The 21,681-nt window shown below is 31.8% G+C and carries 25 protein-coding genes; 6 read left to right on the forward strand and 19 right to left on the reverse strand.

The features are described 5' to 3' along the window. Positions 1-14 precede the first annotated feature (14 nt). Positions 15-467 carry a hypothetical protein gene (locus BM072_RS00370; protein WP_143080466.1) on the reverse strand — a complete coding sequence of 151 codons (453 nt, stop codon included), beginning with the start codon at positions 465-467 and terminating at the stop codon, positions 15-17. 250 nt (positions 468-717) lie between these two features. On the opposite strand from BM072_RS00370, the gene BM072_RS15600 reads away from it, so the two are divergent. After that, a complete protein-coding gene (locus tag BM072_RS15600; protein ID WP_092905434.1) occupies positions 718-1,944 on the forward strand; it encodes a LuxR C-terminal-related transcriptional regulator in 1,227 nt (408 codons plus the stop codon). A 76-nt stretch (positions 1,945-2,020) separates the two neighbouring features. Further along, on the forward strand, positions 2,021-2,602 hold the full coding sequence (locus tag BM072_RS00380) for a DUF6642 family protein (protein WP_092905436.1): 582 nt from the start codon (positions 2,021-2,023) through the stop codon (positions 2,600-2,602). Between the two features lie 55 nt (positions 2,603-2,657). On the opposite strand, the gene BM072_RS00385 is transcribed toward BM072_RS00380, so the two are convergent. From BM072_RS00385 to BM072_RS00415, 7 genes are read right to left on the reverse strand one after another with little or no spacing between them, the layout of a single operon-like run. Then, the gene (locus BM072_RS00385; RefSeq protein ID WP_092905438.1) at positions 2,658-3,101 is read right to left on the reverse strand and encodes a VOC family protein; all 444 of its coding nucleotides are present in this window, start codon (positions 3,099-3,101) and stop codon (positions 2,658-2,660) included. Positions 3,102-3,141: 40 nt separating this feature from the next. After that, a complete protein-coding gene (locus BM072_RS00390; protein WP_092905440.1) occupies positions 3,142-3,798 on the reverse strand; it encodes a DUF2461 domain-containing protein in 657 nt (218 codons plus the stop codon). 6 nt (positions 3,799-3,804) lie between these two features. Further along, positions 3,805-4,269: a DUF1801 domain-containing protein gene (locus tag BM072_RS00395; RefSeq protein ID WP_092905442.1), complete on the reverse strand. Its 465-nt coding sequence runs from the start codon at positions 4,267-4,269 to the stop codon at positions 3,805-3,807. Continuing rightward, positions 4,269-5,198 carry a DUF1801 domain-containing protein gene (locus BM072_RS00400; protein ID WP_221405158.1) on the reverse strand — a complete coding sequence of 310 codons (930 nt, stop codon included), beginning with the start codon at positions 5,196-5,198 and terminating at the stop codon, positions 4,269-4,271. Before BM072_RS00400 ends, BM072_RS00395 begins: the two co-directional genes overlap by 1 nt. Before the next feature lie 9 nt (positions 5,199-5,207). Next, positions 5,208-5,654, reverse strand: a complete 447-nt coding sequence (locus BM072_RS00405) for an SRPBCC domain-containing protein (protein WP_125113044.1) — start codon at positions 5,652-5,654, stop codon at positions 5,208-5,210. A 46-nt stretch (positions 5,655-5,700) separates the two neighbouring features. Further along, a complete protein-coding gene (locus tag BM072_RS00410) occupies positions 5,701-6,111 on the reverse strand; it encodes an SRPBCC family protein (protein WP_092905446.1) in 411 nt (136 codons plus the stop codon). Between the two features lie 6 nt (positions 6,112-6,117). After that, positions 6,118-6,570: an SRPBCC domain-containing protein gene (locus tag BM072_RS00415; protein ID WP_092905448.1), complete on the reverse strand. Its 453-nt coding sequence runs from the start codon at positions 6,568-6,570 to the stop codon at positions 6,118-6,120. A gap of 169 nt (positions 6,571-6,739) precedes the next feature. Between BM072_RS00415 and BM072_RS00420 the strand changes: the two genes are divergently transcribed. Next, on the forward strand, positions 6,740-8,590 hold the full coding sequence (locus tag BM072_RS00420) for a CocE/NonD family hydrolase (protein ID WP_177190224.1): 1,851 nt from the start codon (positions 6,740-6,742) through the stop codon (positions 8,588-8,590). A 32-nt stretch (positions 8,591-8,622) separates the two neighbouring features. Here the strand turns inward: BM072_RS00420 and BM072_RS00425 are convergent, their stop codons facing one another. Next, on the reverse strand, positions 8,623-9,639 hold the full coding sequence (locus tag BM072_RS00425) for a WD40/YVTN/BNR-like repeat-containing protein (protein ID WP_092905450.1): 1,017 nt from the start codon (positions 9,637-9,639) through the stop codon (positions 8,623-8,625). Positions 9,640-9,750: 111 nt separating this feature from the next. Between BM072_RS00425 and BM072_RS00430 the strand changes: the two genes are divergently transcribed. The 3 genes from BM072_RS00430 (at position 9,751) to BM072_RS00440 (ending at position 12,611) form a co-directional block, all read left to right on the forward strand. Continuing rightward, a complete protein-coding gene (locus tag BM072_RS00430) occupies positions 9,751-10,638 on the forward strand; it encodes an aminoglycoside 6-adenylyltransferase (protein WP_092905452.1) in 888 nt (295 codons plus the stop codon). Between the two features lie 48 nt (positions 10,639-10,686). Next, entirely contained in the window at positions 10,687-11,580 is an 894-nt protein-coding gene (locus BM072_RS00435; RefSeq protein WP_092905454.1) for a LysR family transcriptional regulator, read from the forward strand. Between the two features lie 71 nt (positions 11,581-11,651). Continuing rightward, complete coding sequence (locus BM072_RS00440) at positions 11,652-12,611, forward strand: YeiH family protein (protein WP_092905456.1); 960 nt, start codon at positions 11,652-11,654, stop codon at positions 12,609-12,611. 47 nt (positions 12,612-12,658) lie between these two features. On the opposite strand, the gene BM072_RS00445 is transcribed toward BM072_RS00440, so the two are convergent. The 10 genes from BM072_RS00445 to paaC all read right to left on the reverse strand — a co-directional run bounded on the left by BM072_RS00445 (position 12,659) and on the right by paaC (position 21,681). Continuing rightward, positions 12,659-13,093: an FKBP-type peptidyl-prolyl cis-trans isomerase gene (locus tag BM072_RS00445; protein WP_092905457.1), complete on the reverse strand. Its 435-nt coding sequence runs from the start codon at positions 13,091-13,093 to the stop codon at positions 12,659-12,661. 99 nt (positions 13,094-13,192) lie between these two features. Then, entirely contained in the window at positions 13,193-13,948 is a 756-nt protein-coding gene (locus BM072_RS00450) for an enoyl-CoA hydratase/isomerase family protein (RefSeq protein WP_092905459.1), read from the reverse strand. Beyond that, positions 13,948-16,056, reverse strand: coding sequence for a phenylacetic acid degradation bifunctional protein PaaZ (paaZ, locus tag BM072_RS00455; RefSeq protein ID WP_245752010.1), 2,109 nt, complete (start codon positions 16,054-16,056; stop codon positions 13,948-13,950). The genes BM072_RS00450 and paaZ overlap by 1 nt, the downstream gene beginning before the upstream one ends. 33 nt (positions 16,057-16,089) lie before the next feature. Next, positions 16,090-16,683, reverse strand: coding sequence for an acyltransferase (locus BM072_RS00460; RefSeq protein ID WP_092905461.1), 594 nt, complete (start codon positions 16,681-16,683; stop codon positions 16,090-16,092). 84 nt (positions 16,684-16,767) lie between these two features. Continuing rightward, positions 16,768-17,973 (reverse strand): 3-oxoadipyl-CoA thiolase, encoded by a 1,206-nt coding sequence (gene pcaF / locus BM072_RS00465; RefSeq protein ID WP_092905463.1) that lies wholly within the window; start codon positions 17,971-17,973, stop codon positions 16,768-16,770. Positions 17,974-18,042: 69 nt separating this feature from the next. Then, entirely contained in the window at positions 18,043-18,456 is a 414-nt protein-coding gene (paaI, locus tag BM072_RS00470; RefSeq protein WP_092905465.1) for a hydroxyphenylacetyl-CoA thioesterase PaaI, read from the reverse strand. A 13-nt stretch (positions 18,457-18,469) separates the two neighbouring features. Continuing rightward, a complete protein-coding gene (locus BM072_RS00475) occupies positions 18,470-19,627 on the reverse strand; it encodes a 3-hydroxyacyl-CoA dehydrogenase NAD-binding domain-containing protein (RefSeq protein ID WP_092905467.1) in 1,158 nt (385 codons plus the stop codon). A 3-nt stretch (positions 19,628-19,630) separates the two neighbouring features. Beyond that, positions 19,631-20,416, reverse strand: coding sequence for an enoyl-CoA hydratase-related protein (locus BM072_RS00480; protein ID WP_092905469.1), 786 nt, complete (start codon positions 20,414-20,416; stop codon positions 19,631-19,633). Between the two features lie 6 nt (positions 20,417-20,422). Further along, positions 20,423-20,911 (reverse strand): 1,2-phenylacetyl-CoA epoxidase subunit PaaD, encoded by a 489-nt coding sequence (paaD, locus tag BM072_RS00485; protein WP_092905471.1) that lies wholly within the window; start codon positions 20,909-20,911, stop codon positions 20,423-20,425. Beyond that, entirely contained in the window at positions 20,905-21,681 is a 777-nt protein-coding gene (gene paaC, locus BM072_RS00490; protein ID WP_092905473.1) for a 1,2-phenylacetyl-CoA epoxidase subunit PaaC, read from the reverse strand. Before paaC ends, paaD begins: the two co-directional genes overlap by 7 nt.

Raw genomic sequence — 21,681 nt, forward strand, 5'->3', positions numbered from 1 at the left:
TATCTAATTATAAATTAATTGATTGTTAAGATGCAAGCGCTATCATTTATGATAACTGAAGTTTTAAGTGACTCAGATTCTAAAAGACCATGATTTTGTTTCAGATCTGTTGTTGAATTCTTTAAAACCTCAATCAACTCTGAACTGTTGTCAAAATAGGTTTTCTTTTTTGTAGAATTTTTAACTAACGAAACATATACCGTTTTATAGTTCTTTTTTGTTGGAGTTTCTTTCTCTATTTCAGTTGTAATATGTTTAAAAAAGCTTGTTTTCTTATCAGAATTTTTTACTTCAACTTTCTTGATATTTTTTCCTTCTGTTTCTAATTTTATATCAACTTTATAATTATCTATCAATATATCGTTAAATAAAACTGTTTGATTTCCAAAATTGTCATCAACTTCTGTTGCTTCAACTTTGTAGAAATCTTGAAAATCGGTTACTCTTTCTCCAATAAAGTTTTTCAAATTTTTAAAACTTAGTTCTTGCGAAAAACAGTTTATAGAAACTAATGTCAAAAAACATAATAGATGTGTTCTCATAAATACTTAAAATAGTTTAATTAAAATATAATCAATTATATATCCGAATTAATTACTTTGCAAATTTTAGAAAAATAACATTTATTGCCTATTTTTGCAGGAGTAGTTAAAGAGTAGTTTTCCTGACTACCTAGCGGGTAGTCGAAATTAATTAACTAGCAAACAAACAAATAGCATGACGTTTTTAAGAAACATATTTACCTTAATTATCATTACAACTGTGTTTCAAATAGGGTTTTGTAATACGATTGATCCGAATAAACTGAATAATGAAATCTCAAAACTGAATGATGAGCTAAAATATGACTCTGCAATTATTAAACTTGAGCAGATTATTAATGATAAAAAATCATCTAAATACGATTTATACAATGCTTATTTACAAAAACATATCACGTATAAACGACTATTTATTTACTCAGAAGCTATAGAAAATCTAGAATCTGCTTATAAAATAGGTATAAAAAGCAAGCAACATAAAGAGGAAGTTGAAACAAGAGTATCAATAGAAAAATTATTTATTGCTTTTGATTTGCTTAAGTACGATGAAGTTAAAGAAATACTTCCACAAATAAAAAAAGAAAATCTAAATTTAGTTGATTCAGACACAAAAGCCTTTTATTTCGCGGTATTGGGAACCTTAAATTCTAAAAATAAGGAGTTTAGTTTAGCCGAAGAGAATTACAATAATGCAATCAAGATTTTAGAAAAATATAATCCAAAGCATTTACCAAATATCTACAGAAAAAAGATCGGATTATACGGACATTTAAACAATCACAATAAAGCTATAGAATCTTTTAAAACAGGTTTATTTTATGCTGAAAAATACAAAATAGATATTTATGTATTAAACATGTACGAAGCTTTAACACACTATTATAGTGATATAGAAGACTGGGAAAACGCTTATAAAAATAGAATTATTGTAAATGATTTAGCTACAAAATATGATGCTATAAATCAAAGTGGAAAATTGCAATTATTAGAAAAACAATTACTTAATAATCGAAATAATTTAGAGATTAGAAACGAAAAAAATATTCGTATTTATCTAAGTATTTTATCTTTTATACTCGTTATTTTAATTCTGGTTTTACTTAAACTTTACAAAACCAATCAACAAAAAAGTCTGTTAATTGAAAAAGAAAATAATCGAATGCGAAACGATTTAGCCAATCTTACAAAAGAAATACAATGTAAAGATCAGGCTAAATTTAACTTAGCAGATTATGATTTATCCGAACGTCAATTAGAAATTATTCGTTTAGTAGAACAAGGAAAAACAAATAAAGAGATTGGAAATGAGTTATTTATTTCAGAAAACACCGTGAAATATCACTTAAAAATCATTTATAATACATTAGGAATTGACAACCGAAATTCATTAATTAACGATTAATTGTAAGTTCATTTTAATGAGTTTTTCTAAATTAAGTAACTAAAATTTGTAATTTTACAACTTAATTATTCGTAAAATGGAGTTAACGACTTATCGTGATGAAGAGGAAGATTTCAAACTATTTTGTTTGGAAGGTGTTGAAGATGTAGAAGAAGAAAACGACTCACAAATCATTACTTTTCTAGAGTATCTTGCGCTAAATTTTGATATTATTAATGTCTATAAAACCTGCGATGATATCGAAACTTTCGAAATAAGTTTGAGTAATTTATTGTACCACGATCGTTTTTTTAAGGATTACAGTATCATTTATTTGGTTTTTGAAGGTGATGATAATCTTGTCAAGATTGGCGATTATTATTACACTTTAGAAGAAATTGCAGAGTTTTTTGAAGGAAAATTAACCGATAAAATTGTGCATTTCGCAAATACTAAAATGTTAGATTTAGAAGACGAAACATTTCAGTATTTTTTAGATGTTACAGGCGCAAAAGCAATTTCTGGTTACATTAATCATTCGCCAGTTTTGAGTACAATTTTAGATCAATATTATTTTGCTTTAAATGCAGAAATAGATGATGTTGTAGAATTGGTACATGCTTTGTTCGAAAAACACGCGAATTTGTGTCAAAAAATGGGTTTCAGATTATATCATTAACATAAAAAAACGCTCAAATTTGAGCGTTTTTTTATGTTTTATTACATTTCAATTATTAATGTTGCGCTTTATTTCCTTCAAAATGAATCATCCAATTAATTCCAAATTTATCTGTAAAAGACGAATATAATTCTGCCCAAAATTGTTCTCCCAAAGGCATTTCAATTTTTTGAGCGTCTACAGTTAATTTGTCATATAATTTATGCGCTTCGTCTGCTGTATCCGTATCCAACATCAAATATGTGTTGCTGCCTTGTGTTGCATTTCCACCACAATCGCCAAAAGTATCAGAACCCATCAACATTGTATTTTCGTTAATTAACAGCGCCGTGTGCATCACTTTATTTTTTGCTTCATCTGGAATCACAAATTCTGAATTCGCAGGCATATCTCCAAAACGATGAATTCCTATATTTTTTGTCTCAAAAACTGTTTCATAAAAAGTAAATGCTTCTTCGCAATTTCCTTCAAAATTTAAATATGCGTGTAATTTTGCCATAATAATTTATTTTTTTGTGGTTTTATTGTTCTAAATGTAATTATACTAACGGTTCTCCGTTTGCATCAGTAGTTAAAATATCTGTCATATAGTCTAAAAAAGGCTGAAGAATTTGCATTGATTTCGCCACTTTTTGTGGAAAATCTTTTGCTAAAGTTTCTTCCTCTGTAAACTTTTTAACAAAATATAATTGCTTCTTTCTTAATAAATTAATTCGTTCATGTTCTTTCGAAAATCCTTTTGGAGCAGATTTGACTTCATCACCAACAATTTCTCCAAATTCTTGTTGAATTGCTTTAGAAGAAACTATTTTTTGTAATTCGTCCGAAGCTTCAATTTCTTTTCTAATTCGTAATAAATCGTCGCGTTCTGGACCCCAAAATCCCGCACCAATAAAACAATTATTCGGTTGAAATTGAATATAAAATCCGCCTCTATTGTATGGTTTTTTACGGCCAGTTTGCGCAGAAAAATGATTTTTATAAGGCGTTTTATCATTCGAAAAACGAACATCTCTGTAAATTCTATAAATTTTTAGCGGCTCTAATTCTTCTTTTTTAGATAACTCTTGATAAATCGCATTAAAAATTAAATCGGCTTCGGTTTTTGCAGTATCAAATTCTGTTTTGTGTTCGGTAAACCATTCGCGGTTATTATTTTTTTCTAGTTTTTTTAAAAATTTATATATTTCTGACATTTTTTATTACTTTTTTCGATTAATTAAGACACTTTCGTACATATTAATCCATTGTTCTGGTGTTATTTTTTGAGCCAATTGTCTTATTAAATCATAGGGAATATCTTCTACTTTTTTGAATCGAATACAGCTTTTTCCCATATCTAATTTCTTTGTAGAATGTTTAGGATATTCCGCCACAAACCAATTGTAAATTTCATCATTCATGTACAATCCCATGTGATATAACGCGATAAAATTCTTTTGCGAAGCGATATTAATAAATGGCAACGGCGCTTTCGGATCGCAATGATAACCTGACGGATATAACGTATGCGGAACCACAAAACCAAGATGTCCATAGCTTAATTCTAAAGCAAAACCATCTGGTAAATTGGTTTTAAGAACTTCTATTAATTGTTCTATTGCTTCTTTTCTTTCGACTGGAATACTTTCCAAATATTCATTTAAGCTTGAAACATCGTATTGCATTATTTTTTGTATTTATCGTGTAAACCTTTTCCGTCTAAAATCAATGGAATTATTTTTTCTAAACGACTAACTTTCGTCTTTTCTTGCTTTGCTTCATCAATATATTCATTGTAATCTTTTTGCTTTCCTTTAGTTAAAGCTTTAAATGAACTATTTAAATTATCATTCTGATTTAAAGCATTTTGCAAAAAATGATTCACTTCTTTTGGAATAGATTTTTCTGGTTTTATTTCTTTCCCATTCTTTACCAATTGTATTGCTTCATCAATGTATTGTTTTATTTTTTTAAGATTCATTTCATCAGAAGATGTAAATCTCCATTGACGCAAAGCTTTCGTTTTACCTTCGCTTGCCGCAATCAAAATTTTATCTTTATCAATCAATAAAACTCCATTGTAAAACCATAAAGCAAAGTGATTTTTGAAACCACTAAAAGCTAAAACATTCTTTTTATTGTATGTATAAACTTCGCCACCCCATTTAAACTCTTTTTGCAATTCTGTTTGATTGACTAATTGCTGAATTTTTTCGTTGGCATCACTCCATTTTTCATTATATTTTTTCCAATCTGGCGAATTATTATCTTTTAATAAATCAACTTTATACAAGATAATTTCTTGAATCAATTTGGTTGGAATTGGTACATCTAACGGAATCTGAATGGCACCTTTTGAGGTTTTATAAGAACTTAACTTGTCTTGAAAATGAACTATTGCATCAACGCCCGGATAAAGTCCCAAATGATTTTTAAACATTGCAAAATGAATCAAATTTCCATTTAATCGAAAAGTTGGCATTTTATAATTAATTGTTTCGGCGGCATCAGGAACATTTTTAGTAATTAGTTCTCTAACTTCAATTAAAATTTGTCGTTTATCTTCTTCAAAACAAGCAATATATTCATCAATATTTGTAAAATTATCCGTCATTCAATTCTATTATTGCTCGCAAATTTCTTTTAATAATCGCAAAGCTTTCAACCACATTTCTTTGTATTTTGCTTCGTCAGCTTCAGAATCTTCAATTTCTATTGTACAAACCAATCGTGTATGGCCTTCGACATCATTAAATTTATAAGTTTCTAAAGTATTTTTCCACTTATCAACTTCAGATCCAGACAAAATTTCTTCGTTATTTTTTAGAATACCGACATGACGGATTACAATAGATTCGCCCAATTTATTTTCATCGATTATAGAAACCATTCCACCTTTACCATCGTCGGAAGTAAAATAAATTTTAGAACCTTCGCTCCAATCTCCCTTATAATCGGAGGTTTCACTAAAAGGTTTTGTCCAAATTTTATACGAATCTTGGGATAACATAACTTTATGAACGTGTTTAGGTAGCGCGTAAATAATCTCTGTAAACGATATCTTTTTCATATTATTGAGTTTAATTAATCTATTATTAAGTCATTATTTTACTCTTTTATTCATTTTTAGTTTCTACATAATTTTTAAAACTATCTAAAATTGCTTGCCAACCTTGACGTTGCATTTCTTCTGGATTTTGATTTTCTGGATCAAATTTTTCAGTTATAACTGTCGAATTATTTTCTTCCATAAAATCAATTTCAACTTTTCTACCATCAGCAATATAATAGCGAATAAATTTATTTGGTATAATTTCGTCATATTTTGCTTCAAATTCAAACTGAAAACTACCATCTTTTGCCGCCATTGTACTTTTTAGCGTTCCGCCATTTTGCAAATCATTTTCTGCCTTTGGACAATGCCAATCTGGCGAAGCTTGATTCCATTTTACAATATCTTCTGGATTATTAAATGCAAACCAAACTTTGTCTAGCGGTGCATTAATCGTTGTTTGTACCGTAATCATATTCCGTTATTTTGTCGTTTTATAAAAGTCAAATGCACCTTTTCTAAGGTTTATTCCGTATTCTAAATATGCTTTTAGCGAAGCCAAAAAATTGGCCCAACCTTCTGTTTGTCCAATTACTTGTTTTATTCCCGCTTCGTCATCATTCATTTCATGTTCTACAATTTTTACAACTGTCGAATCATCCGTTTGTTTCTCGAAAACAATTTCCACCAACATATTTTGCTTTCCACCACTCCAATCAAAAGAAATGTATTCGTCTTTTCTAATTATTTTACCAACAACAGGATAAAGTTCATCAAATTCGGTAAATTTCCATTCAACCGTTTTATCCGTTTCTAGTTTTCCTGTTGACGATTCTATAAAATATTGATTCATTTTAGTTGGATCAATAATCGCTTCGAAAACAGAATTTATTGGTTTCTGAATTTGAATAGTAGCTTTTGCTGTTAATTTCATTTCAATAATTTGGTGGTATCTAATTTAATCAAAAAACCAATTCGTTTTATCATTCCTTCAAAATAATCTTTTAATTGATGATGAAAATTTTTAAAAACTATTTGAATTAATTTCTTAATAAAAACTGAAATCTTAATACATTTATACTATCGTAAAATTTATTGAACACGTGAAAAAATTAACATTAAAAGTAACTCTACTTACACTTTTGTTGGGAAGTACAGTTGGATTTGCGCAAGATGCAAAAGCAGATTCTGCTTATGTGCGCGACAATTACGAAAAAATAGAACAAGTAATTCCGATGCGCGATGGTACAAAGTTATTTACAGCTATTTATCAGCCAAAAGATAAAACAAAACAATATCCCGTTTTGTTAAATCGTACGCCTTATACAGTTGCGCCTTATGGTGTAAATGAATACAAGAAATCGTTAGGAAATTTTCCTACAGAAATGCGCGAAGGTTTTATTTTTGTTTACCAAGATGTGAGAGGAAAATGGATGAGCGAAGGCGAATTTGAAGATGTTCGACCTATAAATCCTTCAAAAAGTAAAAAGGCAATTGACGAAAGCACAGATACATTTGATACGCTAGAATGGCTTGCTAAAAACTTGAAGAATTACACGAAAAAAGCTGGAATTTATGGAATTTCGTATCCTGGTTTTTATTCGACAATGAGTTTGGTTAATTCGCATCCAACTCTAAAAGCCGTTTCGCCACAAGCGCCCGTTACCAATTGGTTTTTAGGTGACGATTTTCATCATAATGGAGTTTTATTCTTGAATGATTCTTTCTCATTTATGACTTTTTTTGGTGTAAAACGTCCGCAACCAATTACGCCAGATAAAGGTCCGAAACGTTTTGAATATCCAATAAAAGATAATTATAGATTTTATGCAAGTGGCTCTGTAAAAGAGTTGAAAGATAAATATTTGCAAGATAATATCAAGTTTTACAATGATTTATTTGCGCATCCAGATTACGATCAATTTTGGCAAGATCGTAATGTTTTACCACATTTAACTAACGTGCAACCTGCTGTAATGACGGTTGGAGGTTTTTTTGATGCAGAAGATGTCTACGGCGCTTTCGAAACGTATAAAGCAATTGAGAAACAAAATCCGAAAGCAACAAATATTATGGTTGCCGGACCTTGGTTTCATGGTGGTTGGGTTCGTAGCAACGGAAGTACTTTTGGAGATATGCAATTTGCATCGAATACAAGTGAGCATTATCAGCAAGAAATAGAATTGCCTTTTTTTAATTATTACTTAAAAGATAAAGGTAATTTTAAACCAACCGAAGCTACAATTTTTATTACGGGATCTAACGAATGGAAACAATTTGATGCTTGGCCACCAAAAAATGTAACAACACAAAAAATTTATTTGCAACAAAATGGTAAAATAGCTTTTAATAAAACCAATACAACAACTACTTTTGACGAATATGTTGCAGATCCAAATTCTCCAGTTCCTTATCAAGGAGGAGTTTTAGAAACTCGTTCAAGAGAATATATGGTCGATGATCAACGCTTTGCTTCTACTCGTCCTGATGTTATGGTGTATCAATCTGATATTTTGACAGAAGATATTACGCTTGCTGGTCCTGTTATCAATCATTTAGTGGTTTCTACTACGGGAACAGACGCTGATTATGTTGTAAAATTGATTGATGTTTATCCTGAAAACACGCCAAAATTTAATAACAAATTAATGGCTGGATATCAAAATTTGATTCGTGCAGAAATTATGCGCGGAAAATATAGAAATAGTTTCTCTAACCCCGAAGCTATGGTTCCGAATAAAGAAACAAATGTAACGTACACGATGCCAGATGTTGGACATACATTTAAGAAAGGACATCGCATTATGATTCAAGTTCAGAACAGTTGGTTTCCTTTAGCAGATCGCAATCCGCAACAATTTATGAATGTTTACGAAGCAACTTCTAAAGATTATTTAAAACAAACGCAACGAATTTATCATACTTCTTATATCGAAATTCCGGTATTGAAATAACAAAAAAATCCAGCTAATTAGCTGGATTTTTTTTATAATGTTACTTTTCCTATTTTTCCTTTATTTCCAACTAAAATTACATATTTTTTATCGGGCGAAACCGTACAAGTATTGTAACTATCTGTTGTGATATTTTTCCAATTATGACCTCCATCTACAGAATAATCAACGCCAGAATAACCGCAAACCATTACTTTATCTTTACTAATAATTGTTACACCAGATTTATAACCCGTCGGATAACTCCACGAATCCTGAAAAACCAATTTACCATTTGTAATTTTAAATTTATATAAATTGTATTTTGAATCGTTTGGTTTCGTAAAATCTCCACCAACCAAATAACCTACATTATTTGTCGCATCATACGCCAAACCATTAATTCCAGAAGTCGAACTTTTCGTTTTTTCTAACGCATACATTTGTCCACCTTTTGGCGTATAATAGTATAAATTAGACAATTCGCCACCCGTAACAATCAACGCCTGCTTATCATCAACATACAAATTACTTCCGCTTGATGCGAAAAATGCTTCTTTCGGATTTTTTAACCGCAATGGCTGACCAAATAATGCTTTTGCAACATCCCATTTTGTAGTTGCAGTCGTCGTCGAAGTCAAAATAAATGGTTTATCTATTTCCATTGGATCACCAACAACTGTAATTTTCTTCGATTTTGAATCTACATAAATCGCATCTAAAAACATTCCTTTTTCAGCATTTTCGTACACTTTATTCCAAGACTTTCCACCATCTTTTGTTTCAAGAATATAAGCTGGAGAATCAATTCCCAAAGCCAAATAATTATTCTTTCCAATTACTTCTATATCACGAAAATCTCTATTTTCAACAACTTTTGGATTAATCCAACTAAATGTTTTTCCGCCATCTGTCGATTTTCCTATTGTATTTTTAGAACCTGAAACAACAAAACTTGTTGCATTTTCGAAAGCTAAACCGCGATAACTTACATCCGTTTTATCAGAATTTATAACTTGATACGTTTGCGCAAAAGAAAAAGAGGATAAGAATAAAAATAAATGTTTCATGTGTTAATTTTTCTCAACTAAATTAGCTTTAATTTTAGTTATTTTAGCAATTATTTAATCAGAATTTATAAAATTCAACCATAATTTATCAATAATACAAGACAACATTCAATGAAAAATAGAGATCAAAAGTTGCAGCAAATTATTGATTGGGCAAAGCAAAATCCTGATGTTAGAGCTGTTTTATTAACAAGTTCTTTGGTAAATCCGCTTGCGCCAATTGATGATTTTAGTGATTTGGATATTGAATTAGTTTTTGAAGATTTAGAACCATATAAACATGATGATAATTGGTTGTCTTATTTTGGAAATCCAATCGCAAAAATGAATGATGATGAACAAGCTTTTGACGGTTTTAATGCAATAAAAATGGTTTTATATGATGATTTTGTCAAAATTGACTTCAAAATCTATCAAAAAGAGAAATTTATTGAATTAGCAAATCAAGCCAATTTACCATACGATTGGGATATTGGGTATAAAATATTGCTTGATAAAGATTATTTAACAATAAAACTTAAACGACCAACTTATACTGCTTCACTTATAAAAAAACCTACAAAAAATGAATTTGAAAAACTGAATCAAGACTTTTTTTGGGATGTTACTTACGCTGTAAAATCTTTGGCTAGAAAAGATTTTTTTTATGCAAAATTTATCATCGAAAATATTTTAAGAACAGAATATTTTATTCCGATGATTGAGTATTATATTGGTTTAGAAAATGATTGGAAAGTGACAGCAAATAAACATGGTCGGTTATTCGAAAACTATTTATCACCAAGTGATTGGGTTAAAATTAAATTGACATTTGCAGGAAATGAACTACAAGAAAATTGGAGTGCACTCGAAATTATGATTCAATTATTTTGTAAATTTAGCAAGAAAATTGCGTTGCATTTAAACTATAATTATCCCGAGAAATTAGCGCAAGATATTTCTAACTATTTTATTACAATCCGAAATAATTCGAGTCCAAAATCAGAAGATAAATTGTAAATAATATCGGTTATAATTACCTATTTTTGTTTAGAAATACCATAAAATATGTTCGATTTTAGACTAAAAGTTTTTGATACTGTTGCGCGACGTTTAAATTTTACAAAAGCTGCAAATGAGCTAAATATAACGCAACCAGCGGTTACAAAACATGTCAAAGAAATTGAAAATTATTTAAACACAAAGCTTTTTGATCGTAACGGTACTAAAATTAAGTTGACAAAAGCTGGTGAAATTTTACTTCAATATACCGATCAACTTTTTAATGTTTACCGAGATATGGAGTTCGAAATTGCGCAATTAAAAGAACATCAAAAAGGTAATTTGCGATTGGGCGCAAGTACAACAATTGCGCAATATGTTTTGCCTGCGATTTTAGCCGAGTTTCATCAACGATATCCTGCAATTAAAGTTTCTTTGGTGATACAAAATTCAGAAGCGATTGAAGATTTATTGTCTCAAAATAAAATTGATTTAGGTTTAATTGAAGGTCAAATTAAAAATAGAAATTTTCATTATTTTCCTTTTCTAAAAGATGAAATTATCTTGGTTTCTCGTAATCATCACGCTTTAACTAAGAAAAATGCTTTGAAATTAGAGCAATTGGAAACACTTCCTTTAGTTATGCGCGAGCCTGGTTCTGGAACTTTAGAAACGATTGATTTAGCTTTAAAAGAAAAAGGAATTAAGCTAAATTCGTTGAATATAGAAATGCAATTAGGGAATACAGAAAGTATAAAAAATTATCTTTTGCATTCGGATGCTTTGGCCTTTTTGTCTGTTCAATCTATTCTGCAAGAACTTAAAAATCAAACTTTAGCAATAATTGATGTAAAAAATCTAACCATAAAGCGCGATTTCAATTTTATTTTGCCTGAAGGCGAACAATCTTCTATTGGAGATTTATTTATTCAATTTACTAATCGTTATAACTTAAAGTAATAACAAATTACTTTTTATGATTTCTTTTAGAATAATAACTGTCGGAAATTTGTCCTATAAAATTATTCAAAATGAAATTCATTCAATCAGAAGAAAACCTGCCATCCTTTTCTACATCTAAAAAAATAATCTTTATAATTTGCGCTGTTTGTTGCGCTTTACCATTTGTATCATCACCAATTGCATTAATTGTTGGCTTTGTCGTAGCACAAGTTATTGGTAATCCGTACGAAGTACAATCACGAAAGTTTTCTGGTATTTTACTAAAATTTGCAGTTGTTGGACTAGGTTTCGGAATGAATATTTTTTCTGCAATACAAGCCGGTAAAGAAGGAATTGTATTTACAATAATCAGTATTTCTACATTGATGCTTTTAGGATTTTTTTTAACCAAATTTTTCAAAATAGAAAAAGTAACTGGTTATTTAATTTCAGCTGGAACTGCGATTTGTGGAGGAAGCGCAATTGCGGCAATCGCACCAATTACAAACGCAAAACCCAATCAAATATCGGTTGCATTGGCTGTCGTTTTTACATTAAACTCGGTCGCATTATTAATATTTCCCACATTGGGACATTTATTTAACTTATCTCAACACGATTTCGGATTATGGTGCGCAATCGCCATTCACGACACAAGTTCTGTGGTTGGTGCAGCAAGCAAATACGGCGAAGAAGCACTACAAGTGGCAACAACAGTAAAATTAGCGCGTGCATTATGGATTATTCCATTGTCATTTTTAACCTTATTATTTTTTAAAAGCTCTACATCTAAAATTAGTATTCCGTGGTTTATTGGTTTGTTCTTAGTCGCAATTTGCATCAATACTTATGTTCCGTTTGTACATACAATTAGCCCGTATATCATTTGTTTATCAAAGGCTGCATTAACATTAACGTTGTTTTTAATTGGGACAAGTTTATCGTTTAAGATGATGAAAAACATCGGTTTTAAACCACTTTTAATGGCGATACTTTTATGGATTTTTATTGGAGTTGGAAGTTTAATAATGATTATGAAATTTGCTTAATTAATAGATTTCCAATAAAAAAAAGCCTCAATTTGAGGCTTTTTTATTTATAATATTCCAAGTAAATCAACTTCAAAAATCATCGTCGATTTTGGACCTAATTCTTTTGATATTTCACGGTCTTTGTATCCTAATTCTGGTTTTACAACAAACCTAAATTTGCTTCCAACTGGCATTAATTGTACACCTTCGGCCCAACCTTTTATCACATTTTCTAAAGGAAAAGCGGCAGGTTTTTTACGCTGAACAGAACTATCAAAGACTTCTCCCTGAATATTTGTACCATGATAATGACACAAAACTGTCTGTGATAAAGAAGGTTTTACGCCTTCACCCATTGTAATTACTTCGTATAATAATCCACTTTCAGTCTCAATAACTCCTTCTTTTATTTTATATTCATCACGAAAAATAATTCCTTCGTTAAAATTTTTCTCCGACAATTCTTTTTTACGTTTCAGTAACAATTCAGCTACACCCATTTTATCCTTATTTGAATACAAATTTATTAAGATTTAATGAAAAAAGCGCAATTCAATAGAATTGCGCTTATATTTTTATCAACTAAAATAATGTTGCGTTTATTTTGATTTGAATTTATTAATCGCATTGATTGTAAATTCTGATAAAACTAATTCACCAGAAATCTTTGCACGTTCTATTAACAATTCGTCCCAATTTTCTGATCCTTCCCAAGAAACACGTTTCAAATGTTTCATTGCATCTGGATTAGAATTTGCTAATTTAGTTGCTAATAACTCAATTCCTTCGTCCATTTCTACTGCATTTGCAAAAACTTCGGCATATAAACCTTTTTCTTTTGCCCAAGCAGCAGTCTGAAATTCTGTTGCGTTAATAGCCATTTGTGTAAAAGCAGAATTTCCTACTTTACGTTCAACTGCTGGTCCAACTACAAATGGTCCGATACCAACTGCTAATTCTGACAATTTAACCGAAGCAAATTCTGTTGCAAACGTATAATCTGCGGCAGACGCAATTCCGACTCCTCCACCAACAGCTTTTCCTTGAATACGTGCTAAAACAAATTTTGGCGCTTTACGAATTGCATTGATTACGTGCGCAAATCCTGAAAAGAATTCTAAACCAGTTTCGCGGTCTTTGATAGAAATTAATTCGTCAAAAGAAGCTCCTGCACAAAACGTACGTTCGCCTTCACTTTTTAAAACGATTACTTTTACAGCAGTATCATTTCCTAATTTTTCAATTTCTGTTGCTAGATTTCTTAATTGAGAACCTGGCATTGAATTACTTTGTGGATGAAAAAATTCAATTGTTCCTATTCCGTTTACAATCTCTGATTTTACGTAAGCTTCCATTAATCTTCTTGATTTAATTTTTTAACCATTGTTAAAATTGTTGCAACTGCTACTGTTTCGCCAGTTTCGTCATAAATATCAACTAACCAACGTACAATTCCTTTTGCAACATCGTTTTCGTCTTTTTTCTCTTGCGAGATTTTTTCTTTACATGTAAAACGAACACCCATTGTTGTTCCTGGATAAACAGGTTTTACAAAACGACATTCATCTAATCCATAATTTAATAAAACTGGACCTTTTTTACCTTGTACAAATAAACCTGCAGCTTTAGATAAAATGTAATATCCGTGTGCTACATTACGCTCAAAGATAGTTCCTTCTAACGAAGTTGCGTCAACGTGTGCATAAAAATTATCGCCAGATAAAGCTGCAAAAGCATTAATATCTGATTGTTGAATTGTATGTTTTGCTGTGATTAATGTATCACCAACTTTTACTTCTTCAAAATATTTTGCAAATGGATGTTTATCATCTTCAATATAATCTGCACCATATTGGTATTGTTGTGTAACAGCCGTTAATTTGTTAGGCGAACCTTGTAGTGCTGTACGTTGCATATAATGCATTACACCACGTTTTCCTCCCATTTCTTCTCCTCCACCTGCACGACCTGGACCACCATGAACCAATAATGGTAATGGAGAACCGTGACCTGTAGATTCTTTGATACATTCTGTATCTAAAATCACGATACGTCCGTGCATAGAACCTGCGTTTAAAACAAATTCTGTTGCAATATCATTATCGCCCGTTACAATAGAACAAACCAAGGAACCTTTACCCATACGAGCTAATTCTACCGCTTCTTCTGTTCCGTTATAAGGAATAATTGTAGAAACTGGTCCAAAAGCTTCGATGTTATGAACATCAGTTTTATTGAAAGGATCATTGTTTACAAATAAAATTGGCGACATAAACGAACCTTTATTTTTGTCTGCTCCAACTACTTCAAATTGATCTAAATTTCCAAAAACAATTTCTTGAGATTTTGCTAATTCTTCAACTTTCTCGCGAACTTCTTTTACTTGCGCTGCACCTGCTAAAGCTCCCATGCGAACACCTTCTACATTTGGATCTCCAATTTTTGTTGTTGATAAACGTTGTCCTAAAGCAATTTGAACATCTTCTACCAAATTAGTTGGAACAATTGCACGACGAATTGCAGTACATTTTTGACCTGCTTTTGTCGTCATTTCTCTTGTTACCTCTTTGATAAAAATATCAAATTCTGGAGAACCTACTTTTACATCTTCTCCTAAAATACATGCATTTAAAGAATCCGCTTCTAAATTAAAAGGAACGCCTTCTGCTGTAATTCTTGGATGAGATTTTAACATTTGTCCTGTTGATGCAGAACCTGTAAATGTTACCACATCTTCTGATTCTACATAATCTAAAATTCCGTTTGCAGAACCAGAGATTAATTGCAATGCACCGTCTGGTAAAATATTAGAATCGATAATTGCACGAACAACAGTTTCTGTTAAAAAAGAAGTTATTGTTGCTGGTTTAACAATTGCTGGAACACCAGCCAAAAAGTTAACTGCAATTTTTTCTAACATTCCCCAAACTGGGAAATTAAATGCATTAATATGTATAGCAACACCGCGTTTTGGTGTTAAAATATGTGTTCCTAAAAAAGTTCCATTTTTTGAAATTTGATGTGTATCACCTTCAACATAAAATGGTTGATCGCCAAATTGACGACGTAAAGAAGCGTTCGCAAATAAGTTTCCGATACCACCTTCAATATCAACCCAGCTGTCTGCACGAGTTGCTCCAGTTGCCCAAGAAACCGTATAAAATTCTTCTTTTCTATCCATCAAATACAAGGCTAATTTCTTTAACATTAAACCTCTTTCTTGGAAAGTCATTTTACGTAATTTTGGTCCACCAACTTTACGCGCATAATCCATCATCGCTCCGAAATCTAATCCAGCTGATGATGCTGTTGCAATCTCGTCACCAGTGATTGCATTATATAACATTTGCCCATCAGACGAACCTTTTGTCCATTGTCCTAAAGCATAATTTTCTAATTGATTAGCCATTGTTATTTTGTGTTTTAGTTTAGTTGTACGTTTTAAATAGTAAGTAAGTTTCATATCATTTAATATAATATTTAAACTTAGTACGTATTACTTTGTTTCGTTCCACGTTTTATAATTACTTGCCATCGACTCGTAATAATGTGCAGGAACTTCTGTTAATGGTTCGCAAGGTTTCAAACTTTCATGACAATCACTCGGTAATTGCATGTATTGTTGTGTTCCTTGATCTTTCCATTCAATCATTTGATCCGAAACTTGTTTTACGATTTTCGCAGGATTTCCGACTACAACACTTCGTGTCGGAATTACTGTATCTGCTCTAACAAAAGCCAAAGCACCAACAATACATTCGTCCTCAATAACAACATTATCCATCACAACAGCATTCATTCCAACCATACAATTTCTTCCAATTGTTGCGCCGTGTATAATTGCTCCGTGACCAATATGCGCTTTTTCTTTTAAATGAACCGTTGTTCCCGGAAACATGTGTACCGTACAATTTTCTTGTACATTACAATTATCTTCGATAATAATCTGTCCCCAATCCCCTCTTAACGCGCAACCAGGACCAATGTAAACATCTTTTCCTATAATTACATTTCCCGTAACCACAGCTTGCGGATGCACAAAAGCGGTAGGATGCACAACTGGTTTATATCCTTTGAATTCGTAAATCATTTTTATAATAGTATTTAGATATTTGTCATTAGATATGAGTTTTTTTGAATAATTTATCTAATAACTCTATTCTAATATCTTATTTTATGCTCTTTCTATTACTACTGCGAAACCTTGTCCTAAACCAATACACATTGTTATTAATGCATATTTTCCGCCTGTTGCTTGTAATTCGTAAGCAGCAGAATTTAAGATTCTTGCACCAGACATACCAAGTGGATGACCCAATGCAATTGCACCACCATTTGGATTGATACGAGGATCGTTATCTGCTAATCCCATTGCACGTGTACACGACAAAGATTGAGCAGCGAAAGCTTCATTAAGCTCAATAACATCCATATCATTTAATGTTAATCCTGCATTTTTTAGTGCAATTTGAGAAGCATAAACTGGTCCGATTCCCATAATACGAGGTTCTACACCCGCAACACCAGAACTTACAATACGAGCCATTGGTGTTAAATTAAAATCTTTAATCGCTTGTTCTGAAGCTAAAATATTAGCCGCAGCACCGTCATTTAAACCTGAAGCATTTCCTGCCGTTACAGTTCCATCTGGTTTAAAAGCTGGACGTAATTTTCCTAAAATTTCTAATGTTGTATCATTTTTAGGGAATTCGTCCGTATTAAATATAATTGGATCTCCTTTGCGTTGTGGAATTTCTACTGCTACAATTTCTTTTGCTAAACGTCCGTTAGCTTGTGCAGCAGCCGTTTTTTGTTGTGACCAAACAGCAAATTGATCTTGATTTTCACGAGAAATATTATCACGTTCAGCTAAATTTTCAGCTGTATTTCCCATTCCATCAACACCCCACATTTCTTTCATTTTTGGGTTGATAAAACGCCATCCGAAAGTAGAATCATAAATTTTTGCATCTCCACCAAAAGGCGTTGCAGATTTAGAAACAACTAAAGGAGCACGTGTCATCGATTCTGCTCCACCAGAAATCATCAATTGCGCATCACCAACTTGAATTGCTCTTGATGCTGAAATTGCAGCAGATAATCCTGAAGCACATAAACGGTTAACCGTTTCGCCAGGAACAGTATAAGGCAACCCTGATAATAAAGCAGACATACGCGCGATATTACGGTTATCCTCTCCTGCTTGATTAGCATTTCCTAAAATTACATCATAAAAAGCAGCAGGATCAATAGACGGATTACGTTTTAATAATTCTGCAATTACTAAAGCACCCATATCGTCTGGACGAATAGCTGATAATCCTCCTTTTAGTTTTCCGATTGGAGTTCTAACTCCATCAATAATATATGTTTGGTTCATTTATTACAAGTTATAAGTTGTGAGTTTTTTTGTTTAATAAATTTCCTCACTACATTAATTAGTATAATTTTATTCTTCAATTAAAGGTTTACCTGTTCTAAAGCAAGTACCTTTAAATAAAGCAATTAAATCATTATTTTGATTTGTTACTTTGATGTCGTAAACACCTGTTTTTTTAGTTGAATTAACTTCTTGCGATTCAATTGTAAAAACATCTCCTTCGCGACCAGCTTTTGTAAAAGAAATATGCACATCTAATGCAACCGAAATATTGTTGTACATATTGCATGAAAATGCAAACGCACTATCTGCCATTGCAAACGTTACACCGCCATGTACAGTACCAACTCCGTTCATCATTTCTGGACGAATATTAGCTTGTAATTTTGCATAACCTTCATGTACTTCAATTACTTCTAATCCTAACCATTCACTAAATTTATCTTGGTCAAGCATTCTGTTTAATAACTTTTGTGGTTCCATAATTTTATAAATTTTAGTAGAATGATTTGTTCTCTTTTACCATGTTACGAATAATTGGACTTAAACGGTAACGATCTTCGTGGTAATAGTTATACAACTCATCTAAATCGTTTTGTACGTTTTCTAATCCATATTCGTCCGCCCATTTCAATAATCCTTTCGGATAATTTACTCCTTTCGTCATAGCTGTATCTAAATCTTCGCGATTCGCGATGTTTAAAAATAAAGCATCTGCTGCCTCATTAATTAACATCAATAAAATACGTTTGTAGATTTTTTCTAATAAAGCTTGCTCTTGATTTGGTGCTTTTTTCTCTGCTCCTTCTGCATAATTGTAGAATCCACGTCCAGATTTGCGTCCATAATATCCTGCTTCGAATAAACGTTTTTGAGAAAATGATGGTTTAAATCTTGGGTCGTAAAAAAATGCTTCGAAAACAGATTCGGTTACACGATAATTAACATCATGACCAATAAAATCCATTAATTCGAAAGGTCCCATACGGAAACCGCCTAAAGATGTCATTGCAAAATCAATAGTTTCTGCATCGGCAACACCTTCTTCTAAAATACGAATTGCTTCACCATAAAAAGGACGAGCTACACGATTTACAATAAAACCAGGCGTATCTTTTGTGATAACGGGTAATTTTTTAACCGATTGAATTAAAGCTTTAACTTCTTCTGCTAAACCTTCGCGCGTTTGTACAGCCGGAATAATTTCTACCAAAGCCATTAATGGCGCAGGATTAAAAAAGTGAATTCCTATTACACGTGATGGATTTTCGCAAGATGATGCAATTGATGCAATTGAAAGTGATGATGTATTTGAGGCTAAAATACAGTCTTCTGAAACGATTGCTTCAACTTGTTTAAAAACCGATTTTTTAACGTCTAAATTCTCAACAATTGCCTCAATCATCAAATCAATTGTTGCAAAAGCGTCTAAACTTTGTGCATATTCAATTGAGTTTTGAATTGTTTCTGCTTGTTCCGCAGTATATTTTTCTTTGGCCACTAACTTTACAAAAGTATTGGCTAAATTTTGTTTTGAGCGATCTAATGCTTCTTGGTTTGTGTCATATAAAACAACCGAATGACCAGCTTGTGCAAACACTTGCGCAATACCAGATCCCATTGCTCCACCACCAATAATACCTATTTTTTTCATTTTTTACTCTCCTTTAAAAACTGGATTTCTTTTTTCTAAAAAAGCATCTACACCTTCTTGATAATCTGATGTATTTCCCGATTTAGCTTGAAATAATCCTTCTTGATTTAATTGTTCTTCAATCGAATTTTGAAATGTTTGGTTTAGTAATTTCTTTGTATAAGCCAAACCTTTTGTTGGTAAATTTGCTAATTTCTCAGCCAATTTTGCAACTTGTGCATCAAACTCATCATCCGAAAAATAATCGTAAATCATTCCTATTTCTTTTGCTTGAGCCGCAGAAACTTTATCTGCTAACATCATTAATGCAGAAGCACGTTGAAAACCAATTAAACGAGGTAAAAAATACGTTCCACCACAATCAGGAATTAAACCAATTTTACTAAAAGCTTGGATAAAATTTGCAGATTCTTTTGCTACAACTATATCACATGCCAAAGCTAAATTAGCTCCTGCACCAGCTGCAACACCATTTACGGCTGCGATAACTGGTTTATCCATATTTCTAATTTTAAGAACTAATGGATTGTAGTTTTCTTGAACGATTTTATTAAAATCAATGTCTTTTTCTTCTAACACTTCGCCTAGATCTTGACCAGCGCAGAATGCTTTTCCTGTCGCCGTTAAAACAACAGCGCGTACAGAGGCATCTTGGGCTGCAACATCTAATGAATTTTGAAGTGCTTTAATCATTTCTTGATTAAAACTATTGAATACCGAAGGACGATTCAACGTAATTGTCGCAATTCCGCCTTCTTGTGTATAGTGAATTGTAGTTGAATTTTCCATAATTTTTTAGTGATGACATTTGAAATAATCAAACGGTTCGTGACAACTATTACATTGATACATAGCTTTGCAGGCAGTTGAACCGAATTGACTGATTAGTCGAGTATCCATAGAACCACATTGTGGACATTCTACTTCTTGCTCATCAGAAAAGAGCGCGTCACTCGACGGCGTTTTATTAGGCGGCGCAATTCCGTAAGCTTTCATCTTTTGCTTGCCTTCTTCAGTCATCCAATCAGTAGTCCAAGTTGGACTTAACTGATTGATGACATTTATATTTTTAAATCCTTTTTCGATTAATTTTAAACGTATTGAAATTGAAAAGGCACTAACAGCAGGACATCCCGAATATGTTGGCGTAATTGTGATATTGACACTTTCTTGATCTATTAAATCAATTTTACGCACTACACCTAAATCGATGACGCTAATCACAGGTATTTCTGGATCAGCGACTTCCTCCATATATTGCCAGATTTCTTTTTCTGTTACCATTGCGAATTTGGATATGTTCTTTGTAAATATTGCAATTCTGTTAAGATAAAACCTAAATGTTCTGTGTGTACACCTTGCTTTCCTCCTTTTTGTACAAATGCATTTTCTACATCAGCAACAATTGTTGCTTCTTCTAAAATATCGTTTACTTTTGATAACCAAGCTGCTTTAAAAGCTTCTGGATTTTCTATTAAACCTTCTTCTACTAAAGCTTTTTGATAATTTGATAATAAAAATGCTTCTTTTACGTAAGGTAAAATATCATTAACAGCTTGCTGAATTTTATCGTGAGATTCTTGTGTACCATCTCCTAAACGAATCATCCATTCTGATGACCATTTTAAGTGATATTTAACTTCTTTCAACGATTTTTCTGCAATTGCTTGTAGTTTTAAATCTTTTACTTTTAAGAATTGTTCTAACAATAAAACGTGGTACGAATCGTAAAAAAATTGACGTGCAACTGTATTTCCGAAATGTCCGTTTGGTAATTCAACTAACAATAAGTTTTTATACTCACGTTCTTCGCGTAACATGGCTAATGAATCTTCTGTTGCTCCATTACCAATCATTTCGGCAGCATAGTCGTAATAATTAGATGTTTGTCCCAACAAATCTAAAGCCATATTAGACATCGCAATGTCTTGCTCTAAAATAGGTCCGTGACCACACCATTCGCATAAACGTTGTGCTAAAATCAAATTTGTATCTGCTAAATGCAAGATAAAATCGATGTAATTTTGATTGTTTTGATATACTGTAGCCGTCAT

Source organism: Algoriella xinjiangensis (assembly GCF_900115015.1).
GTDB classification, from domain to species: Bacteria; Bacteroidota; Bacteroidia; order Flavobacteriales; family Weeksellaceae; genus Empedobacter; species Empedobacter xinjiangensis.

Coding starts and splice junctions, on each gene's coding strand:
- BM072_RS00400 (WP_221405158.1), bottom strand. CDS start 5,198: ATGACGGATAATTTTACAAATATTGATGAATATATTGCTTGTTTTGAA.
- BM072_RS00480 (WP_092905469.1), bottom strand. CDS start 20,416: ATGGAAAATTCAACTACAATTCACTATACACAAGAAGGCGGAATTGCG.
- pcaF (WP_092905463.1), bottom strand. CDS start 17,973: ATGAACCAAACATATATTATTGATGGAGTTAGAACTCCAATCGGAAAA.
- BM072_RS00415 (WP_092905448.1), bottom strand. CDS start 6,570: ATGAAATTAACAGCAAAAGCTACTATTCAAATTCAGAAACCAATAAAT.
- BM072_RS00430 (WP_092905452.1), top strand. CDS start 9,751: ATGAAAAATAGAGATCAAAAGTTGCAGCAAATTATTGATTGGGCAAAG.
- BM072_RS00435 (WP_092905454.1), top strand. CDS start 10,687: ATGTTCGATTTTAGACTAAAAGTTTTTGATACTGTTGCGCGACGTTTA.
- BM072_RS00395 (WP_092905442.1), bottom strand. CDS start 4,269: ATGCAATACGATGTTTCAAGCTTAAATGAATATTTGGAAAGTATTCCA.
- BM072_RS00460 (WP_092905461.1), bottom strand. CDS start 16,683: ATGATTTACGAATTCAAAGGATATAAACCAGTTGTGCATCCTACCGCT.
- paaZ (WP_245752010.1), bottom strand. CDS start 16,056: ATGAAACTTACTTACTATTTAAAACGTACAACTAAACTAAAACACAAA.
- BM072_RS00475 (WP_092905467.1), bottom strand. CDS start 19,627: ATGAAAAAAATAGGTATTATTGGTGGTGGAGCAATGGGATCTGGTATT.
- BM072_RS00445 (WP_092905457.1), bottom strand. CDS start 13,093: ATGGGTGTAGCTGAATTGTTACTGAAACGTAAAAAAGAATTGTCGGAG.
- BM072_RS00385 (WP_092905438.1), bottom strand. CDS start 3,101: ATGGCAAAATTACACGCATATTTAAATTTTGAAGGAAATTGCGAAGAA.
- BM072_RS00405 (WP_125113044.1), bottom strand. CDS start 5,654: ATGAAAAAGATATCGTTTACAGAGATTATTTACGCGCTACCTAAACAC.
- BM072_RS00410 (WP_092905446.1), bottom strand. CDS start 6,111: ATGATTACGGTACAAACAACGATTAATGCACCGCTAGACAAAGTTTGG.
- paaC (WP_092905473.1), bottom strand. CDS start 21,681: ATGACGGCTACAGTATATCAAAACAATCAAAATTACATCGATTTTATC.
- BM072_RS15600 (WP_092905434.1), top strand. CDS start 718: ATGACGTTTTTAAGAAACATATTTACCTTAATTATCATTACAACTGTG.
- BM072_RS00425 (WP_092905450.1), bottom strand. CDS start 9,639: ATGAAACATTTATTTTTATTCTTATCCTCTTTTTCTTTTGCGCAAACG.
- BM072_RS00440 (WP_092905456.1), top strand. CDS start 11,652: ATGAAATTCATTCAATCAGAAGAAAACCTGCCATCCTTTTCTACATCT.
- BM072_RS00450 (WP_092905459.1), bottom strand. CDS start 13,948: ATGGAAGCTTACGTAAAATCAGAGATTGTAAACGGAATAGGAACAATT.
- paaD (WP_092905471.1), bottom strand. CDS start 20,911: ATGGTAACAGAAAAAGAAATCTGGCAATATATGGAGGAAGTCGCTGAT.
- BM072_RS00390 (WP_092905440.1), bottom strand. CDS start 3,798: ATGTCAGAAATATATAAATTTTTAAAAAAACTAGAAAAAAATAATAAC.
- paaI (WP_092905465.1), bottom strand. CDS start 18,456: ATGGAACCACAAAAGTTATTAAACAGAATGCTTGACCAAGATAAATTT.
- BM072_RS00380 (WP_092905436.1), top strand. CDS start 2,021: ATGGAGTTAACGACTTATCGTGATGAAGAGGAAGATTTCAAACTATTT.